This is a genomic window from Streptomyces sp. NPDC037273 (genome assembly GCF_055603625.1).
The window spans coordinates 745,443-761,935 of the sequence record NZ_JBVJVO010000001.1; the positions used below are offsets into that span (position 1 = coordinate 745,443).

The 16,493-nt window shown below is 68.3% G+C and carries 17 protein-coding genes; 7 read left to right on the plus strand and 10 right to left on the minus strand.

Annotated features, from left to right (window positions below):
* Positions 1 to 25 precede the first annotated feature (25 nt).
* The 3 genes from ACZ7G1_RS03300 (at position 26) to ACZ7G1_RS03310 (ending at position 2,363) form a co-directional block, all read left to right on the plus strand.
* A complete protein-coding gene (locus ACZ7G1_RS03300) occupies positions 26 to 1,255 on the plus strand; it encodes a hypothetical protein (protein ID WP_470878054.1) in 1,230 nt (409 codons plus the stop codon).
* Complete coding sequence (locus tag ACZ7G1_RS03305; RefSeq protein ID WP_470877971.1) at positions 1,236 to 2,015, plus strand: 2OG-Fe(II) oxygenase family protein; 780 nt, start codon at positions 1,236 to 1,238, stop codon at positions 2,013 to 2,015. The genes ACZ7G1_RS03300 and ACZ7G1_RS03305 overlap by 20 nt, the downstream gene beginning before the upstream one ends.
* 102 nt (positions 2,016 to 2,117) lie before the next feature.
* A complete protein-coding gene (locus ACZ7G1_RS03310) occupies positions 2,118 to 2,363 on the plus strand; it encodes a hypothetical protein (protein WP_470877972.1) in 246 nt (81 codons plus the stop codon).
* Positions 2,364 to 2,477: 114 nt separating this feature from the next.
* On the opposite strand, the gene ACZ7G1_RS03315 is transcribed toward ACZ7G1_RS03310, so the two are convergent.
* A complete protein-coding gene (locus tag ACZ7G1_RS03315; RefSeq protein ID WP_470877973.1) occupies positions 2,478 to 3,227 on the minus strand; it encodes a transposase in 750 nt (249 codons plus the stop codon).
* Between the two features lie 253 nt (positions 3,228 to 3,480).
* On the opposite strand from ACZ7G1_RS03315, the gene ACZ7G1_RS03320 reads away from it, so the two are divergent.
* Positions 3,481 to 4,089: a DUF6082 family protein gene (locus ACZ7G1_RS03320; protein WP_470877974.1), complete on the plus strand. Its 609-nt coding sequence runs from the start codon at positions 3,481 to 3,483 to the stop codon at positions 4,087 to 4,089.
* A 417-nt stretch (positions 4,090 to 4,506) separates the two neighbouring features.
* Here the strand turns inward: ACZ7G1_RS03320 and ACZ7G1_RS03325 are convergent, their stop codons facing one another.
* Positions 4,507 to 5,109 carry an Imm21 family immunity protein gene (locus ACZ7G1_RS03325; RefSeq protein ID WP_470877975.1) on the minus strand — a complete coding sequence of 201 codons (603 nt, stop codon included), beginning with the start codon at positions 5,107 to 5,109 and terminating at the stop codon, positions 4,507 to 4,509.
* 336 nt (positions 5,110 to 5,445) lie between these two features.
* Between ACZ7G1_RS03325 and ACZ7G1_RS03330 the strand changes: the two genes are divergently transcribed.
* Positions 5,446 to 5,928: an Imm21 family immunity protein gene (locus tag ACZ7G1_RS03330; protein WP_470877976.1), complete on the plus strand. Its 483-nt coding sequence runs from the start codon at positions 5,446 to 5,448 to the stop codon at positions 5,926 to 5,928.
* A gap of 401 nt (positions 5,929 to 6,329) precedes the next feature.
* Positions 6,330 to 6,464, plus strand: coding sequence for a hypothetical protein (locus tag ACZ7G1_RS03335; protein WP_470877977.1), 135 nt, complete (start codon positions 6,330 to 6,332; stop codon positions 6,462 to 6,464).
* Positions 6,465 to 6,975: 511 nt separating this feature from the next.
* On the opposite strand, the gene ACZ7G1_RS03340 is transcribed toward ACZ7G1_RS03335, so the two are convergent.
* Positions 6,976 to 8,403 carry a cytochrome P450 gene (locus ACZ7G1_RS03340; RefSeq protein ID WP_470877978.1) on the minus strand — a complete coding sequence of 476 codons (1,428 nt, stop codon included), beginning with the start codon at positions 8,401 to 8,403 and terminating at the stop codon, positions 6,976 to 6,978.
* Positions 8,404 to 8,622: 219 nt separating this feature from the next.
* Between ACZ7G1_RS03340 and ACZ7G1_RS03345 the strand changes: the two genes are divergently transcribed.
* A complete protein-coding gene (locus tag ACZ7G1_RS03345) occupies positions 8,623 to 9,732 on the plus strand; it encodes a hypothetical protein (RefSeq protein WP_470877979.1) in 1,110 nt (369 codons plus the stop codon).
* A gap of 129 nt (positions 9,733 to 9,861) precedes the next feature.
* Here ACZ7G1_RS03345 and ACZ7G1_RS03350 read toward each other — a convergent pair whose 3' ends face one another.
* The 7 genes from ACZ7G1_RS03350 to ACZ7G1_RS03380 form a co-directional block, all read right to left on the minus strand.
* Entirely contained in the window at positions 9,862 to 10,002 is a 141-nt protein-coding gene (locus ACZ7G1_RS03350; RefSeq protein ID WP_470877980.1) for a hypothetical protein, read from the minus strand.
* A gap of 201 nt (positions 10,003 to 10,203) precedes the next feature.
* A complete protein-coding gene (locus ACZ7G1_RS03355) occupies positions 10,204 to 12,462 on the minus strand; it encodes a hypothetical protein (protein WP_470877981.1) in 2,259 nt (752 codons plus the stop codon).
* A 218-nt stretch (positions 12,463 to 12,680) separates the two neighbouring features.
* The gene (locus ACZ7G1_RS03360; RefSeq protein ID WP_470877982.1) at positions 12,681 to 13,268 is read right to left on the minus strand and encodes an NUDIX domain-containing protein; all 588 of its coding nucleotides are present in this window, start codon (positions 13,266 to 13,268) and stop codon (positions 12,681 to 12,683) included.
* Positions 13,265 to 13,837 carry an NUDIX hydrolase gene (locus ACZ7G1_RS03365; protein WP_470877983.1) on the minus strand — a complete coding sequence of 191 codons (573 nt, stop codon included), beginning with the start codon at positions 13,835 to 13,837 and terminating at the stop codon, positions 13,265 to 13,267. The genes ACZ7G1_RS03360 and ACZ7G1_RS03365 overlap by 4 nt, the downstream gene beginning before the upstream one ends.
* Positions 13,834 to 14,355, minus strand: coding sequence for an HIT family protein (locus ACZ7G1_RS03370; protein WP_470877984.1), 522 nt, complete (start codon positions 14,353 to 14,355; stop codon positions 13,834 to 13,836). The genes ACZ7G1_RS03365 and ACZ7G1_RS03370 overlap by 4 nt, the downstream gene beginning before the upstream one ends.
* Before the next feature lie 55 nt (positions 14,356 to 14,410).
* The gene (locus ACZ7G1_RS03375) at positions 14,411 to 15,202 is read right to left on the minus strand and encodes a methyltransferase domain-containing protein (RefSeq protein ID WP_470877985.1); all 792 of its coding nucleotides are present in this window, start codon (positions 15,200 to 15,202) and stop codon (positions 14,411 to 14,413) included.
* On the minus strand, positions 15,190 to 16,386 hold the full coding sequence (locus ACZ7G1_RS03380) for an NUDIX domain-containing protein (protein WP_470877986.1): 1,197 nt from the start codon (positions 16,384 to 16,386) through the stop codon (positions 15,190 to 15,192). The genes ACZ7G1_RS03375 and ACZ7G1_RS03380 overlap by 13 nt, the downstream gene beginning before the upstream one ends.
* Positions 16,387 to 16,493 lie beyond the last annotated feature (107 nt).

Consider the following 16,493-nt stretch of genomic DNA (forward strand, 5'->3'; position numbering starts at 1 on the left):
CTGCGAATGGGGCGGGTACGGGCCGATGCACACAACAGAGCCGACGGAAGCCTGCATTGAGGATGCGCGCAATGTCCTGATCGTGCCTTCGCGCTTGAAGGACATGGACTTGGTCAGGGAGTTCTTCGGGGTCGTTGTCACGCCGGATGACCTTGATTCCGGCTCGGTCGACCTCAGGCAGAAGAACGTTTATGTGTGCGGTGATCTGTCGGAGATGGACACGGATCAACTTCTGGCGGCTGCTTGGGTGTTCGTCATCCGAGAGCTCACGCAAGGGTACGGCGAAGGTGGTGGGCAGACGTGGCCCCTCGTCGGTCTAGGTCGAGTTCCCGTCCGCGTGCACGGTGCCGGCGTGTACTACCGCCAGTTCTTCGAGCCCGATGCCGACCACTTTGGACGGATCAGTGCGGAGCACGTCTTCCAGTCCCTGACGGAGTCCACCAAGCCGGGGACGGCCCGTCGCAGCGGAATCTATCTGACGCCGGTCACGCGAGACGGTGACGAACTGCGCTTCCGGCTGCTCCGGTGTTCCACGAACCTTTCGGGTCCGACGGAGGGCTTTGGTCCGACCGACACGAGCATTGTCGAGGATCTGAACCGTGAGGCCGCCACCGTCTTCCGGAATCACGCGCCGCTCAATCATGTCCTCGCTCAGATCTACCACAACACCCTCGCTACGACTGAGCGCAAGCAGTCGAAAGCCAAGATCTCGGCCCACGCAGACAAGACCAAGGACATGCCCGTCAACGGAGTCATGGCCTTCTGCACCTTCTACGACGGGCTCGACGAGCTGGAGCCTCTGCCGGGAGAGCCATTCGACTTCGGCGTGAAGGGTGCAAGCGGGCTGACCAAGCTCCACTTTCGCCTGAAGGAGCCGGTCGAAGGGTGTGAGAGGGCCGAGCTGCCTTCGCAGTTCACCCTGACCCTGTATCCCGGCTCCGTCTTCTTCATGCCGCTGTCCGTCAACCGTCTGTACACGCACGAAATCCGACCCGCAGCGCTGGACGCCGAATTGCTCCCGACGCGCCTGGGGTACGTGGTGCGCTGCTCGAAGACCGAAGCCGTTCACAAAGACGGCCAGACGTTCCTTCAAGCGGCTGGTGCATGGGTGAAGTTGGAGGCGCCCACGCCGGCCGGAATGGACGAGCTGCGCAGGTTGTACGCCGAGGAGAACAGGACCTCGTCGTTCATCGATTACGGCGACCAGTTCCTCTTCAGTATGAACACGGGAGACTATGTTGCCCCTCGGGTCTAGCATCTCGGATCACGTCCTCTCCTGCGCCTTGTCAGTGGAGGGAAGTCTCTTCGAGGAGCTGTCGGCGTCGGCTCGTCTGGAGGACGTAGGCAAGGGGCGGCGTGGTGCCGTCCTCGCCAAGGTCGACGAGGCGGGTGGTGTACCTCTCGTGCGTACGACCACGCGATACGGCAGTCCGGCGCAGCGATTTCGCGGCGTGCACGAACGGCTGGCGCGGCAGATTCAAGAGCGACTGTCGATTCCGGTCGGCTTCAACAACGCGCTCATCGAGAGCTACACGAACGCGTACAGGAGGATGGGTAGCCATTCCGACCAGGCTCTCGATCTGGCAGACGAGTCGTTCATCGCCGTTTTCTCCTGTTATCGACGCCCTGAGGTCGGTCCGCCGAGGAAGCTGATCTTCGAGTCGAAGGGGTCCGGTGGTGAGGACTTCGAGATCGACCTTGCGCACAACGGTGTCGTCGCGTTCTCGGTCGAGTCGAATCGGAGTCTCAGGCACAAGATTGTGTTGGAGGGGCCGGTCGGGGCTGAGGATAACGAGTGGTTGGGTGTGACGTTCCGAACGTCGAGGACGTTCGTCCGTTTTCGCGACGAGATTGCCTATCTTGCAGGGGGTGAGCGGCTCATGCCGGCTGACGATGAGCAGCAGAAGGAGTTCTACCGACTGCGCCGTCGTGAGAACAATGAAACGGACTTCACCTACCCCTACCCCTCACTGACGTACACCATCAGCGAGAGTGACCTGCGGCCGCCCGTCTGACCCCGCTGCTGGTGTGATGGATGGTTGCCGTGACTGGTCGGCGCGTCTGGGTGGCTGGATGCGGATCGACGTGTCGAGATGGGCCGAGGGTAGGAGGGTGCGGTGTCCCAGGAAGAACGCGATGCCAGGTTGGGGTTGACGGGTCTGACCGGCGCTGAGAGGGAAGCTCGTATACGCCTGCTGAAGGAGCAGATCGAGCGGAGCGCCGCTGCGGCGAAGTCCGCGCTCCAGGCGCAGCGGAAGGCCAGGAGCGCGGCGGCGGGGGAGGCCGCTCCGGCCGTCTCCGCCGGCGAGGGGGAGAGCCGGGACATGGACGGTGGTCCGGGCAGGGGCGGCGACGTGGGGTGATCCGGCCGACCTGGACCTCGTGGGTGACCCGCGCCGCGGACTGGGGAGTATCGCCGATGCCTGGCGTTGCTGCGTTCAGCGTGGTCGGAGATCGGCTGGGATGAGTGAGCGCTTTCAGCGTTGACGCTCCAGGGTGAGAACGGCTGCGGCGATGACGGTCATGCGATTGGGGCTGCAGCGGGCTTTGCGGAAAATGCGCCAGGACTTGAGTCGCGCGACGCTCCGTTCGACCGGTGCTCGCGCCGCTGACAAGGCCCGGTTGATCGTCTGCTGGGTCGTGGTGAGGTCCCGGTTCGGGAGCCGTCTGATCGGTGTGGTCACCCAGGGCCCGGCCCCGATGTAGGCACGGTCGGCGAGGACGGGGACGCCCTGACGTTCGCAGATCCGGATGATGCGGTGGACGCGGGCCGCGGTCAGGTCGTGCGTGCGGCCGGGCAGCGCGGGTGAGATCCACAGCAGATTTCCCGCGGGGTCGGCCACGACCTGCACGTTCATACCGTGGCGGCGGTGCTTCTGGGAGAAGTCCGCCCGACTGTCGCCGACCCGGTCGCACTCGGCGAGCGTCCCGTCGAGCAGGACGTAGTCCGGATCGGCCTCGCGCAGGACCCGCAGGAGGCCCGGTGCCCGGCCGGACAGGTGCTGGACAACGGCCTGGACATAAGCGTGGGCGGTGCCGACGGATATGCCGAAGCCGGCGGCGATCTGCGCGAGCGTGTCGTGCCGGCGAAGGTAGACCAGGCCCACGAGGGCCCGCTGGTGGGGCGGCAGCTTGCAGCGGCGGTCACCCTCACGGGTGACGATGAGCATGGATACCCACTCGACCAGAGCATGAGGCAGGTCGAGTGCGGCAGGATGGGGAACCAACAGGGCTCCTGTGCCGGTGGGTTGAGACTTCGAACACCTCCCTCAACGGCACGGGAGCCTTGTGCGTTGCGGTCCCCATCCTGACTCGGCCTGCGTCACTCGATCAGTGGCCACGCTGAAAGAGCTCAGTGCCCCTTGCGAGGGGTGCATGCCGGCTTCATTGTGGTCAGCGGACCGGCGGCCGGCGTTCGGGGGGCGTGTGATGGCGGGTAGTGGTGGGGAGCGGCGTTGGCGGTGGGTGGGGAAGGCCTTCGTGTACGGCCTGCCCGGGGTGGGGCTGCTGGGGCTGATCGTTGCCACGCCGTTCGTGTTGGAGGTTCTGGCTCCGGCGAGTGCTGACTGGGGGCAGCTCAGCGACATCAGCCAGGCGTACGGGGCTGTGTCCGTCGTGCTGTCGGCTGTTGCGCTGGCCGGCGTGGCATTCTCGCTGCTCTACCAGGTTCGGCAGGCGTGGACGAGTAATGAACAGGCCATCAGAGACAGCCATTTGCAGCTCGCGACGCTGGCGTTGAGTGACCCGGATCTGCTTCAGGCGTGGTCACCGCCGGTTGCGCCCGTGACGTTGAAGCGGCATCAGCAGCATCTGATCACGTCGCTCGCGCTCGGCGAGTTGCTGCAGCGTTTCCGTATCCGCCATTTGTCCAGCGAGAAACTCGCGGTGAAGCTCGACGGACACTTCCGCGGTGAGATCGCGCGAGAGCAATGGGAACGCGAAGGGCCCGGCTGGCGCCGCACCATGGAGGCCGGCGATCGCCGGGACCGCGCGTTCGTGCGGTTGGTCGATGAGCGCTATCGGGCAGCGGTCGCGGCAGGGCCTGCGGCGCCTCGGGTGGAGTTCCAGGAAGGGCCGGGTAGGCCGTAGTCGGTCCGGGGACAGCTAGGCCGAGTCTGCCGAAACGGGCGGCAGGCTGTCGGTCGAAGCCGGGCTCTCCTCCGAGAACGACCGCAGGTTCCTGCTCGCGCTCCAGCCCGACGAGAGCCGTCTCGCGCGGTGGCACGGCGTCGAGCTCCAGAGCGAGTGGGACGTCATGGGCGAGGGCGCCTCCGGACGGCTCGGCAGCGCGCCCTGACGCCTTGAGGCTGCGTAGGTCAGAAGCAGGAACGTTTGTCGACGGGTTCCGGGAACGACCGCGGTGGTCCCGCCCGGCAGATGTCGGCGAAAAGTAGGAACACGTGTCCGTGGTGCCGCGCCGGGAGCGGTGGACACCCCAGCAGGTGCGCGGTCAGGTCGTGGGCTATCAGCTTGTGTCCGACTGCTTCTGTTCCGACAGTACGGGGGTCAAGCGGTAGGTATCGGATGAGTGGCGGCGGGGAGGAGCTGGACTACACCAACCCAGGGGAACTCACCGGTCTTTTGGTAGGCACGGACTTCCCATCGCCCTGCAGGCACAACAACCGGGGCCTCGTCCGGTTGTCCTCTGCCGTCGGGGTAGGGCACGCCGAGGTCCTTGCCGGCCTCGGCAGAATCCATGAGGACCGCAGGGCCATCGGTATCCCAGACCCCGCAGACCTCCCACGGGGTCGCGGGGTCACTCAGGACGTCCTCTGCGGCGGCGAGAAGTTCGACGTCGGAGTCAGCGGCCAGCCACCGCAGGAAGATCCTCCGCTCGGGCAGGTAGCAGGTGGTGGCGGGCTCGTCTCCCAGCACCAGCGCGGACGCAGGGCGAGCGTCGCCCAGGCTGATCGCTTCGGCGTAGTCCTCAACCGCGCAGGCTCGGTCGTAGTCGTCTGGCTCGTCGGTGCCACCGACGATCACACCGTCCTCGGTGCAGCCGCCCCACTGGTGCAGCGCGGACACGGGAACGACGATCAGCGGTCCACCCATGGAATCCACCCAGGTCAGACCGAGCCCGTGGCGGATGGCGTTGGCCCTATCACTCATGCGCGTAGTCTGCCCTTGCCCAGTGACAGGACGTCCTCGCCCCCCTCGGCAGAGGCATGGCCCTGAAGCAAGGATCCGGACGTTCCTCAAACTCAGGGACATCACTTTCCTAGGAGGAAAGCCGTTCCTGGCTCTGGGCAATGCACGTTCCTGAAACTTGGTTCTGGCACAGATCTTGGGGAGCCGTCGCGGAGGGTAGCGGCATCGTTCGATTGCAAGGGATGGTCACGACCCTGGGCCCGTCACCACGCACCTCGACCACCACAGGCATGAGCCTTGTCCGACCCGGCACATACGCTGGCGCCACGGAACAGAGATCCTGAAGCTGGAGGCGGCATGTCGTTGACGTGGCTGGAGACGGAGGGCGGCCCGTTCATCGTGGTTCCACGTACCGCGCTGCCGCACTGGTCGGGAACGGAGGGCGACTACGACCGGGCCTGCGAGGTGATGGATCTCGTCGGAGTCCTCGCACTGCCTGACGGAGCCGAGGCACTGGTCCTCGGGGACGAACCTCTCTCCACCGCCTACCTTCCCGAGCATCGAGTCCTCGTCCGCTGGTACTACGCGGAGAGCGAGGACGGTGTCGCGGACATCATCCGGGCTGGACTTGCCACCGCCGCGTGGGAGGAAGGACCCGTACTGAGCACCACTGGCGAGCTCGTCATGTTCGACGCCGCCTACTTCGGCACCGAGGTCGGGACACTCGCAGACAGCACCGCTCTCGAACTCGCCGCTGGACGCTACCGGGTGGACTCGGCAAGCATCGAACCCGATGACCTGACGTCCTTTCGCGTCCACCGATTCGTCGAGCTGGCCTGACCCGATGTTGGGACAGATCATGGGGAGTCGCTCTGAGGTCACTGAAGCAGGGTCATCTTAAGATCGAGGCGACCTGCCTCCCTGGAGCCTCGGGCCTTCCTGGGGGCTGCGGGTTGGCTCCCCCCCCCCGGAGGAAGCCGCAAGGTGGGAGCCGCCTTGGCCCGACTGGCGGCACGCTGATGCGGACGACCTGTGCCAGCGGCTGGAGTGGCCGGTACGAGTGCTGGGCCACGTCGCTCATGGCAGCTGGCATCCGGCCCTGGGGGCACGTCCCACCTCAAATGAAGGGGCCATGGAGGTAGCCCCAGGGGGTACGCGCACGAGCTCCGAAACTCATTCCTGTCTACGCACACCGCTTCATACCTGCGGGTCGCGAGACCCTGGGACATCCGGTCCTGTCAGTGTGGGGAACCGACATTATCTGTTACGCCCAGGATCCGGCCGACTACATGGACCGTGAGCTCGTCGAGGTCGACGAGGGCGCGCCCTGGCCAGCGCAGGCGTTCGCGCCGTTCTGGAAGGACTTCCTCAACTGAGATCGCCCCCGGCTGGTGCCGGTCGCAGATGACCTCTGTTGTGCCGGGGGGATCACGGCATCGGAGCCGGCCTGGATAGTTCCGTTCATTGGCGTGACCCCGCGCCACTTCCACCGGGTGGTGCGGGCGCTAGGGCGCGAAGGCAGCGACGTTGCGAAACGAGGCCGCCCGTGGGGGACTCCGCGCCGAACAGTACTCGGCTCGTCCGCGCCGCCCCAAAGAACGTTAAAGGGACAGCCCTTCGAGGTCTTCTCATTTGGTGGCCGCCTGTGGGGAATCTGCGGCAAGTTGAGCCATCTCGTGCAGTCGGTGCCAGTAGTGAGGGGTGTCCGCCTCGCCGAGTACAGGTATGACCCGGTCTAGGCGGGAGATGCAGCGAAGCAGGGTGCTTCGGCTCCCTGCTTCGAGCTCGCCGCTGTTCTTGATCCATGCGAAAACACAGCCTGCGGTGTCCGAGTCCAGCATCACCAGGTTGAAGCCGGCGCGACAAGTCCCGGCCGATAGGTGGCCGTCAGGGGGACTCCATCGTAGGGGTGTGCGTGTGGGTGGGGGTGCGTGGGTGGGCGCGCATGTGGAGGTTGCGGAGTTCGAGGGAGACGGCGGGGGTGAGGCGGCCGGGGTGGGTGGGGAGGGGGTGGAGGCGCCAGTGGGAGGTGATGGTGGCTAGGGCGAGGGTGGTTTCGGTGATGCTGAAGGAGTCGGCGATGCATTTGCGGGCGCCGGCGGCGAAGGGGAGGAAGGCGTGGCGAGGTGGTTGGGGGTGGGGGGAGGACCAGCGGTCGGGGGAGAAGGAGTGGGGGTTGTCGTAGAGGTCGGGGCGGTGGTGGATGAGGTAGGGGCTGTAGGCGACGGTGGTGCCGGCGGGGAGGAGGTGGTCGCCGAGGGGGGTGTCGGTGGTGACGACGCGGGTGAAGAACCAGCCGGGTGGACGGAGGCGGAGGGTTTCGTTGATGACGTGCTCGGTGAAGGGGAGGTGAGGAAGGTCGGCGTGGGTGGGTGGTGCGCCGCGTAGGACGGTGTCGACCTCGGTGTGGAGGCGCTGCTCGACTTCGGGGTGGCGGGCGAGGAGGTCGAGGGCCGAGGAGAGGGTGGCGGCGGTGCTCTCGATGCCGGCCAGGATGAAGGAGACGATGGTGTCGTTGATTTCGGCGCCGGTCATGCCGGGGCGGTCGTCTTCGGGGTCGTGGGCCGCCAAGAGGGCCGAGAGGAGGTCGCCGTAGTCGGTGCCGTCGGCGCGGCGTTCGGTGGTGATCCGCTCGACGGTGGCGTGGAGGCGGGCGCGGGCGGCGAGGTGGGCGCGGTTGCCGGGGGTGGGCAGGCGGTCCAGGGGCGGGATCAGGAACATGCGCTGGTAGAGGCTCTTGACCACGGTGGTGACATCGCTGACGAGCTGGCTGTGCGCGGTCGCGGGCAGGCTGTCGGAGAAGAGGGTGGCCGTGATGATCCGGGAACTGGTCGTCATCATCTCGGCTGGGATGTCCAGGACTTGGTTCGGGCGCCAGGAGTCCGTCGTCTTGCGCACGCAGTCGGTCATGATGCGTGCGTAGTCCGGAAGCCGGGCCTGGTGGAAGGCCGGCTGGGAGAGTCGCCGTAGCCTGCGATGGGCCTGATGGGGGCAGGAGACCACGCCGTCTCCGATCACCTCGCGGAGCCGGTCGTACAGCGGGCCGCCCTTGTCGAAGGCGCGGTCGTCGAGCAGGGCTCGTCGGGTCAGTTCCGGGTCGCAGATCACGATCATGGAGAGGGGGCCGAGTCGGATGCGGACCAGATCGCCGACGGCGGGGAGGGAGTTCAGGAACGCCAGCGGATCCCGGAGCAGGGGCAGGGCGTGCCCGAGCAGGGGGAGCGCGCGAGGAGCCGTGGGGATCGAGGAGAGGGGCTTCGTGATGCGCTGAGGCGGGGAAGCGGCTGTGCTGGGGTGATCATCTTGTCTGTCCACGCGTTGTATCTAGCGGAGCCTTGTGGCGGCAGATGGGTTCGGAGTGGGAAGGCGCAGGTCAGGGGAGGCGGGGCGGGTGGCGGAGGGTTGACGATCGGTCAATCGACTGTTGCCGCTGTCGTCTTCAGGCGTGATCGTCGTCGGTCAAACCCGTGGTCAGTGGCGGGGGGATCCAGCAGACTTCCGAACGTACTCTCACCCTCTGCTCAGGAGACCTCGTTGTACACGCACGACCTCGGGTCCGTCTCGCTGGACCCGTCACAGGAACGGTTCCTGTCCACGATCGCCGACGCGTACGTCCAGACCGGCGAGTGGCCGACGTGGCACTACGTGCAGGCGGTGTACGAGCGCCGCGGTGAGGACGCCGAGACGCTTCTGGCGAGCCTTCCCATCGTGGGCAGCGCCGGGGTGGGGTCGGTGTTCTACGGCTTCACCACCCGCACCGGATGGCTCCAGGCGGACGAGAGGATCGGCTTGACGGTCGCGGCCGCTCTGCCGTTGCGGGAGCTGCGGCCGCTGCTGGCCGAGCCGTTCCTGCTGGTGGTGCAGGACATGATCACTCTCCAGAACTCCATCGTGCTGGACCCCAGTGGCATGAGCCAGGCCGTGCTGGACAGCCGGGAACTCGCCGCAGTTCACCGCGGGATGCCCGAGAGTTTCATCGACCGGCTTCCCGAGCTGCTCGACAGCGAGCCCGCGACGCGTTCCATCGGGCCCGCCGGCGCCTCCCGTGGTCCGGCGGGGTGGCGGCGCGGCATCACCGGCAGCGTCTACGCGGTGCGGGGTGCCACGAGCCTCGACGAGTACGTGACCGCCACATGCGAACTCGTCCGCAAGTGGGAGCGCGGGCAGCTTGCCGTACGCGGTCCCGCGCCCGACTTCACCGAGTTCCAGGGCATCCCGGTACCCGCGGAGGAACCGACACCGGACATGTACATCAGCCAGAACCTCCTCGACGAGCTCGAAGCCGCCGGTTCCGCGTCACCGTGGAAGGTCGACAAGCTGCTCGGCCTCCTCGGCGAGCTCAACAGCAACCACGCCGCCGGTCACCCGTACTCCTGCCTCGTGCTGATCCGCGCCGTCATGGACCACGTGCCGCCGTTGTTCGGACAGAAGGGGTACGCGGGGATCCTCAGCTCGGTGAAGCTGGGCCTGACCGACACCAAGTACCTCAAGAGCCTGGGTGAGTACCGCAATCCCGGCGACGACGTGATGCACCGGCAGGCGAGCACCGTCGCCACCGTCATCGACATGACCGACGTCCCGCCGCCGTCGTACGTCAGGGCGCTGGTGAATCAGGTGCTCATCGCGTTGAGGAACTCCGCGTGAGGCGCTCCTGAGCCAGCCCTCGGTGTACGCGTACCTCGCCCCGCCGCTCGGGGACGGCTCTGGTACCCGCGACGGACAACCTGACGGCCTTGCCTGGCTCTCAGCCGCGGGCGGCACCCGTCGGCCAGATCACCCGGCCCGGACGGGGACTTGCTGATGCTGGGCGTACGTCACGACGTCGGCGGTGCCGCCGGGGCCTCGGGCGATGTGGCCGTCCCAGACGGCGAACTCCTCGTCGACGTGGTCGACGAGGAGTTCGCTGCCGGCCATGTGGGCGTGGGAGCCGGAGGCGTCGAGCCCGGTGTGGTGGACGACTACCGCCTGGGTTCGATGGCGGGGGGCAGGCCATGGTGGCCGGTGATGCCGAGTCTCATGTGCGCATGGTGCCGTGAATGGGCCCGGAGTGGGGTGGCGTTTGGTCGGGGTGGGGCCGTCGGCGGGGCCGGGACGCGGGTGTGGGTGCGGGCGGGGTCAGGGGCGGGCGCGTGGCACGGTCAGGGCCTTGTGGACGCGGGCTCGGATGTCGTTCGGTGTGAGTGGTGTCGGGTGGCGGAAGTCGATGTACCGGGGTTCCCAGGTGTTCGTGAAGTGGATGAGGCCGTGGAGGGTCGCGTCCGGCGCGGGTTCGTGGTGTGTGTCGTCCTTGTCTTTCGCCCCCGCGGTGCCCTTCGTGTCGTCTTGCGGGGCATCCGGAACGCAGGAGCTGAGGGCCGACGGACGGAGCCTGCGCGTCTTGCGGGACTGGCCGAGCGCCTGAGCGGCGAGTCGGCAGTACCGCTCCCAGCCGGGCCGGTCGGTGTGGACGAGGAGGACCAGGCGGGTGGGCTTGAGGAGGCGTACGGCTTCGGTCAGTTTCCAGAGGGTCTCGGGGGAGTCAGCCGCGGGGATCACCGTGAGGGCGCTGTGCGGGAGCAGCTCGGAGACCGTGGCCTGCCAGTTGTGGGGTGGAAGTCTGAGGCGGGCCGCCCAGGGGAGCCTTCCGTCGCCGTCGGGGCCGGCTTCCTCGGGTCCTCTGACGGCCACGAAGAGACCGTAGACGCGGAAGATCTCGGTGAGGGCCCGCTCGACGGGCATCTTCGCGAGGGGGGCGCTGCCTGTCGCGCGAGGTAGGAGGTCCTCGCGCGTGGGGCGCATGTAGAGGACGCAGGGTTCTCTGGTGACGTCGGACGGGGTGATCTCGCGCTCCGCGTACAGCAGTTGGGAGCGGGCGAAGAAGGCGAAGTCGAGTGCCAACGGGAGCAGGCAGACGAGGGCGGTCCACAGGATGCCCAGGGGACCGCGTCCGGCTCCCACGAGGAGGTAGGCCAGGCAGACGGTGGCGACGGCGAGAGACCCGTGGATCTGAGCTCGCCATCTGGTGTGGTGCGGTGTCGTCGGATTCCACTTACCGGTGGGCCAGCGGACCGGGGGAGTCTCCCGGTCCGCCCAGTCGACGGCCGCCGGCGCGTTCTCTTCGGCCTCCGGGCCGTGTACGACCTTCACCTCGTCGAGACTCGCGTTCTTGGCCCGCGCCGCCATCTGCCCGTAGCTGCCGGCGACCCAGAGGCCGAGCCAGCAGAAGATGACCACGGTCGCCGCCGAGAAGCGCCCGGGGAAGAGGAGCTGGAAGAGCACGACGAAGCCGGGAAGGCCGAATCGAACCCAGAAGGAACCCCACCGGATCTGCATGCGGCTGTCGTACGCGTCGGGGTAGCGGGCACTGCCGGGGAGTTGCCGTTCCAGATCCGCCAGGAGGGGGTTGAGGCGGTGGCGTACGACGGCCTTCCAGCGTGCCCGTTCCGTGGCCCCGGGCTCCGCCGTGGAGTCGAAGCTGACGAAGGACGCGCTCCAGTCGGGGCCGAAGCGGACGACGCCACGAAGGGGGCGCTTCCGCCTCCCTCGTCGCGGGTCGTGGAGCGAGGGGTACGGGGGGAGGTCGGGGGCCTCGGGGAAGTTGCCGTCCTCGGCGTGGCGGCATGCGAACCAGGCGGCGGCCTGGGAGCGGAACCGCTCGTACTCGTGCTCGTCACCGCAGACGAGCAGGACGATGCGGGAAGGATCGAGGAGGCGTACGGCCTCGCTGTATTCCCACAACGTGCCCTTGGCCGACTCGCTCTCCGAGCCGACACCGGCCACGAGGAGCACCAGACGCGCCCGCTCCATGAACCTGCGGACGGTGGGCTTCCACTCCCTGCCGAGGTAGAAGCGCTCGGCGCCCGGGAACGGGTAGCGCTCCCGAGGCCTCCCCACCCCCACGACCTTCCCGAGGCGACGGAAGGGCCGTATCACCCGCTCTTCCTTCGTCAACTCGCTGTCCGGATCACCGAAGTTGAACCAGGCGCCGAACGCGATACCGCTCCTGGTGATCACCCGGTCCTGGGCGAACAGCCGGAGGTCCTGCCCGAACGGACGCAGATACAGGACGTACGTCCCGTCCTCCGGCTCCTTGCCGGCGGCGAGCGGCAGCTGGATGCGCAGCCGCGAGTGCAGGCTGACCTCTCGCTCCAGCTCCAGGGCCAAGAGGCTCATCACGGCGCCGATCGGCACGAGCGCGACCGACGTCCACGGCAGCGTGCCCGCCGCGATGTCGTCAGCGAGCTGCGCGATCGGCAGAGTCAGAAACCCGATCCAACACAGCTGCATCATGCTGCGGACCGCGATGAGCCCGCCGGACCGTTGCAGGACGAGCGCGAACGCCGAGCCGTCCTCGTCGATCTCCTGGCCGTATCCCCGTTCCGAACCGTCCCCCACCGTTCAAGTAGGCCATACCCAGGGGGAATTGGAAAGCCTCTCCCATGGCATGGTGCCGGTATGACCGAGGCGCCCGACATCCTCTGCAACCAGTCGCTCCCTGCCCGGACGCCCCGGGATCCTCGATCCATGCGCGTGAACTTCGACGGGGCCACCCCGATCCCGGGAGGGCTACTGGATCTGCCGTCGATAGAGGGGCGGAGATGGGGCGGCGGACCTCAGGACTCTCCGCGTGCCGTGGCGGTCTCGTCTTGGGGGTCCCAGTCCCAGTTGCCGAAGTAGGTGGCGACTCCGGATCGGCGGGCCTTTGCGATGGCGGAGAGGCGGGCGAAGTCTCTGGGAGGCATGAGGGGTTGCCATTGGTCGAGGGGGAGGACGCGGGCTTCGTCGTGTTCGGTGGGGGCGAGGGTGAGGGTGGTGATTTGTTGGGGGGTCAGGCGGCCGCCGTCGAAGACGAAGCCGGTGGTGGCGAGGGGCCAGGAGGCGCCGGGGAGGCCGAAGACGGCGGCGAGGAGGCGGGGTGGGCCGGGGGTGAGGAGGCCGGTTTCCTCGGTGGTTTCGCGGACGGCGGTTTCCCAGGGGCGTTCGCCGGGTTCGGCGGTGCCGCCGGGGAGTTGCCAGGGGTGTTGGGGGCTGTAGGTGGAGTGGAGCTGGAGGGGGTGGTCGTTGAGGTCGGTGAAGAAGAGGGCGCCGAATACGGTCGCCTTGGGGAGTAGGGCCGCGTATTCCTCGGGTGGGAGGAGCTTGGTGGGTGAGGGCTCGCGTTCGGGGCTTGGGGTGGGGAGTGGGCCCGAGGTGGGTGTCATGGGGAGGGAGCTCCTGGGAGGGGAGGCCGGACCTGTGAGGCTCGGGCCGGGATGAGGTGGAGGCGGTTGAGGTGGAGGTGGTGGAGGTCGGGGGTGTAGGCGATGGGGTCGTCGGGGGCTTGGAAGTGGAGGGCGAGGGGGGTGCCGGAGTTGTAGGCGTCGAGGCCGGCGCGGCAGTAGGCGACCATGGGGGAGGGGAGGGCGGTGAGGGGGAACCAAGACATGGCGTCGCATTTGGCGGGTTCGGCGATGCGGGGTGTGCCGTGCCAGTGGTGGACCTCGAAGAAGAAACCGATGCGTTCCTGGCCGCCTGGGGGTCGGTGGTGGATCGTGACGGCCGCTCGTACGTCGGATGGGTCCACGCGGAGACCCGTTTCCTCCAGCGTCTCGCGTACGAGGGCGGCGACGACGGTCTCTCGTTCGACGTGGCCCGAGGGCGCGTGCCACAGGCCGGCCGCGTACACGTCGCCGGCGCGGCGGGTCAGCAGCACCTCGGGGCCATGGGTGCCGGGGCGGACGGCGAGGAGGTGCACGTCGACCGGAACGGTGTGGCGGCTGGGGCCGCTCATGCACCGCCTCCTTCCGTCAGGAGGAGTCGGAGTGCGGAGGCGTCGGACTGCAGGAGGGTCTCGTCGTGGCGGCCGTTGGTGAGGAAGTGCCAGGGGAGTGGGCCGCCGGGGGCGGGATCGGTGTCGGCGGAGTAGCGGGGGTAGAGGTGGGTGTGGAGGTGGGGGACGCCGTTGCCGAGAGTGGAGTAGTTCATCTTCATCGGCTCGTAGAGGGTGGTGAGCGCTTTGCCGAGGGTGAGGGTGTCGCGCCAGTAGGCGGCGGCTTCGGCGTCGGGGAGGTCGGTGGGCTCGGCGACGTGAGGGGCGCCGCGGTGGATGAGGACGCAGTAGCCGCGTACGGAGCCGCTTCGCCAGAGGTAGGCGTTGGCTGCTTCGCCGCGGCGGAGGAGGATGCCCCAGCCGATGTCGTCCGAGGCGTAGTCGTTGGCGCACATGGGGCAGCCGTCGCCGGCGCGGTGACGGAGGAAGTCCGTGGCCCAGTCGGTGGGGGAGCGGTGCGGGTCCTGGTGGCGGGACATGAGCGCTACCTGTCTGTGAGTGCCGGTAGGAGGGGCGGCTTTCTGGCGGGGCCCGTCATGGGGTAGGTCGGTCGTGTTCGCGGCGGGCCAGTGTGTGGAGGAGGCGGCCGAGTTGTCGGTACGGGTCGCGGGTCGATGCGGCCCATTCGGCCTCCAGGGCCTGGGCGTATACGGCGGGGGGTGGGTCCCAGTGGTCGTCGTGGTGGTCGGTGAAGATCCGGAGGCCTTGCCAGGCCAGGGGAGTGAGGCCTTGCTCGGTGGCGAGGCGGTTGAGTTCGTCGGCTGTGTCTCCGCGCGTGGTGAGACCGAGGTTGCCGACGCTCGTGGCAGCGCCGTGTTCGATGAGGGAGCTTGCGGTGGGGTAGTCGCCGCTAAGGGCTTCGCGGAAACCGATGGACGCCCGGTTCTTGGTGAGAAGGCTGAGGAGGCCGCCCGCGTCCACGAGCTCGGACAGGCGCGCGACCGCGCCCGGTGTGTCCGTCAGGTACATCAGCACGCCATGGCAGCACACAGCGTCGAAGCGTTCGTGAGGGAAGGGTAGTTCGTCGATGCCGGCGTGGAGGAGCCGTACGCGGTCGGCGAGTTCCGGGTGGATGGTCAGACGCCGGGCTGCCTGGGCGAGCATCTCGGCGGAGGGGTCGGCGGCGGTGACGTGGTGGCCGGCGGCGGCGAGCCTGAGGGTCGTCTCGCCGTCGCCGCAGCCTGCGTCGAGGACCCGTACGGGACGGGCGGGCAGTTCGGAGAGCAGACGGCGGGCGACGAGGTCGTGGCGCAGTCGGCCTCGTGCCGTACGGGAGTGCGCGGTGTAGGCGGGGCCCACGGCGGCGAAGTCGGTCAACGCGTCCACCCCAGCTCTGTGTAGCCGCGGCCGGCCTGGATGCCTTCGACCGCCGCGCGCGTGTAGGCAACGGTCGCCTCGGGCAGGTCCTTGGCGTTCCACCACTGCCATCCGACGCACTTGTCCGGCTCGCGCACCTCCGGCACGCCTTCCCAGTGACGAGCACGGAAGAAGAGCTGGATCCTCGGCGTGCGTCCCGGCTCCACCATGTGCACCGTGTGGACGAGTTCGAGATCCGCCGGGTCGATCACGAGCCCGGCCTCCTCGCACGCCTCGCGGACCAGGCAGGCGGTCGCCGCTTCCGCCTCGCAGTGGCCCGCCAGGACGTGCAGGAACCCGCCCGCGTAGGGGGAATCGGGGTGGCGGCGGCCGAGGAGGACCTGGCCGTCGCGTTCCAGGTAGAGGTGGGCGCCGACGATGTGGGGGACGGTGCCGGGAGGGGGCCCCGCGGGTGCTGGAGTGGGTGCGGTGGGTGCGGTGGGTGCGGGGATGGGCACGCGGGCGGCGGAGGTGGCGGTGGCGTGCTCCACGGCGTACGGCCGGAGGTCGGCGATGCGCAGTCCGGCCACGGCGCCGGCGTTGAACGGGCGGATCGTGCCGTCGAGGCCGGATGCGGCGAGTTTGGCCCGCAGGGTGGGGGAGGAGACGTCGTTGAAGGGGAGCCATTGCGCGGCTGTCACTTCTTCGGGCTGGAGGGTGAGGGCCTGGGTGTCGTCGGTGAGGTGGAAGACGAAGCGGAAGTCGTAGTGGTGGTGGGCGGGTTCGGCTGTGGAGGGGCGTGAGGGGGTGCCCTGGGCGGCGTCGGTGTCACCGGTGGCTGCGATGGCGTGGATGTCGATGTCGATCGGTTCGTCCCGGAACTCCCGCGTGAGGGCGAGGCGGTCGGCCGGGATACCTGTTTCCTCCCGGACCTCGCGCAGCGCTGCGGCCAGCAGTGATTCGTCCGTGGCGTCCACGTGGCCACCGGGTGTGAGCGGCAACCCCGTGCCTCGGTGGTGTACGTGCAGGACGCGTGCCCTGGAGTCGATCACGACGGCGCCGCAGGTGACGTGGCCGGGGAGAGTGGTGCGGTGTGTGGGGTCGGCGGGGGCGTCCAGGGCGGCCAGTAGTGCGTTGAGGGCGGGGCGTTCGGTGGGGTGGCGGGTGAGGTAGGCGGTGAGAAGTGTGCGGATGTGGGTGAGGGAAGGCGGCATGTCGGATCCTCGCGGAGTTCGACGGGCGGGTAGGTGGGCGGGTAGGTGGGCGGGTGAGTGGTCGGGCGAGAGGCCGGAGGAGGGTGGCCCCCGCCGGTGCGGCGGCG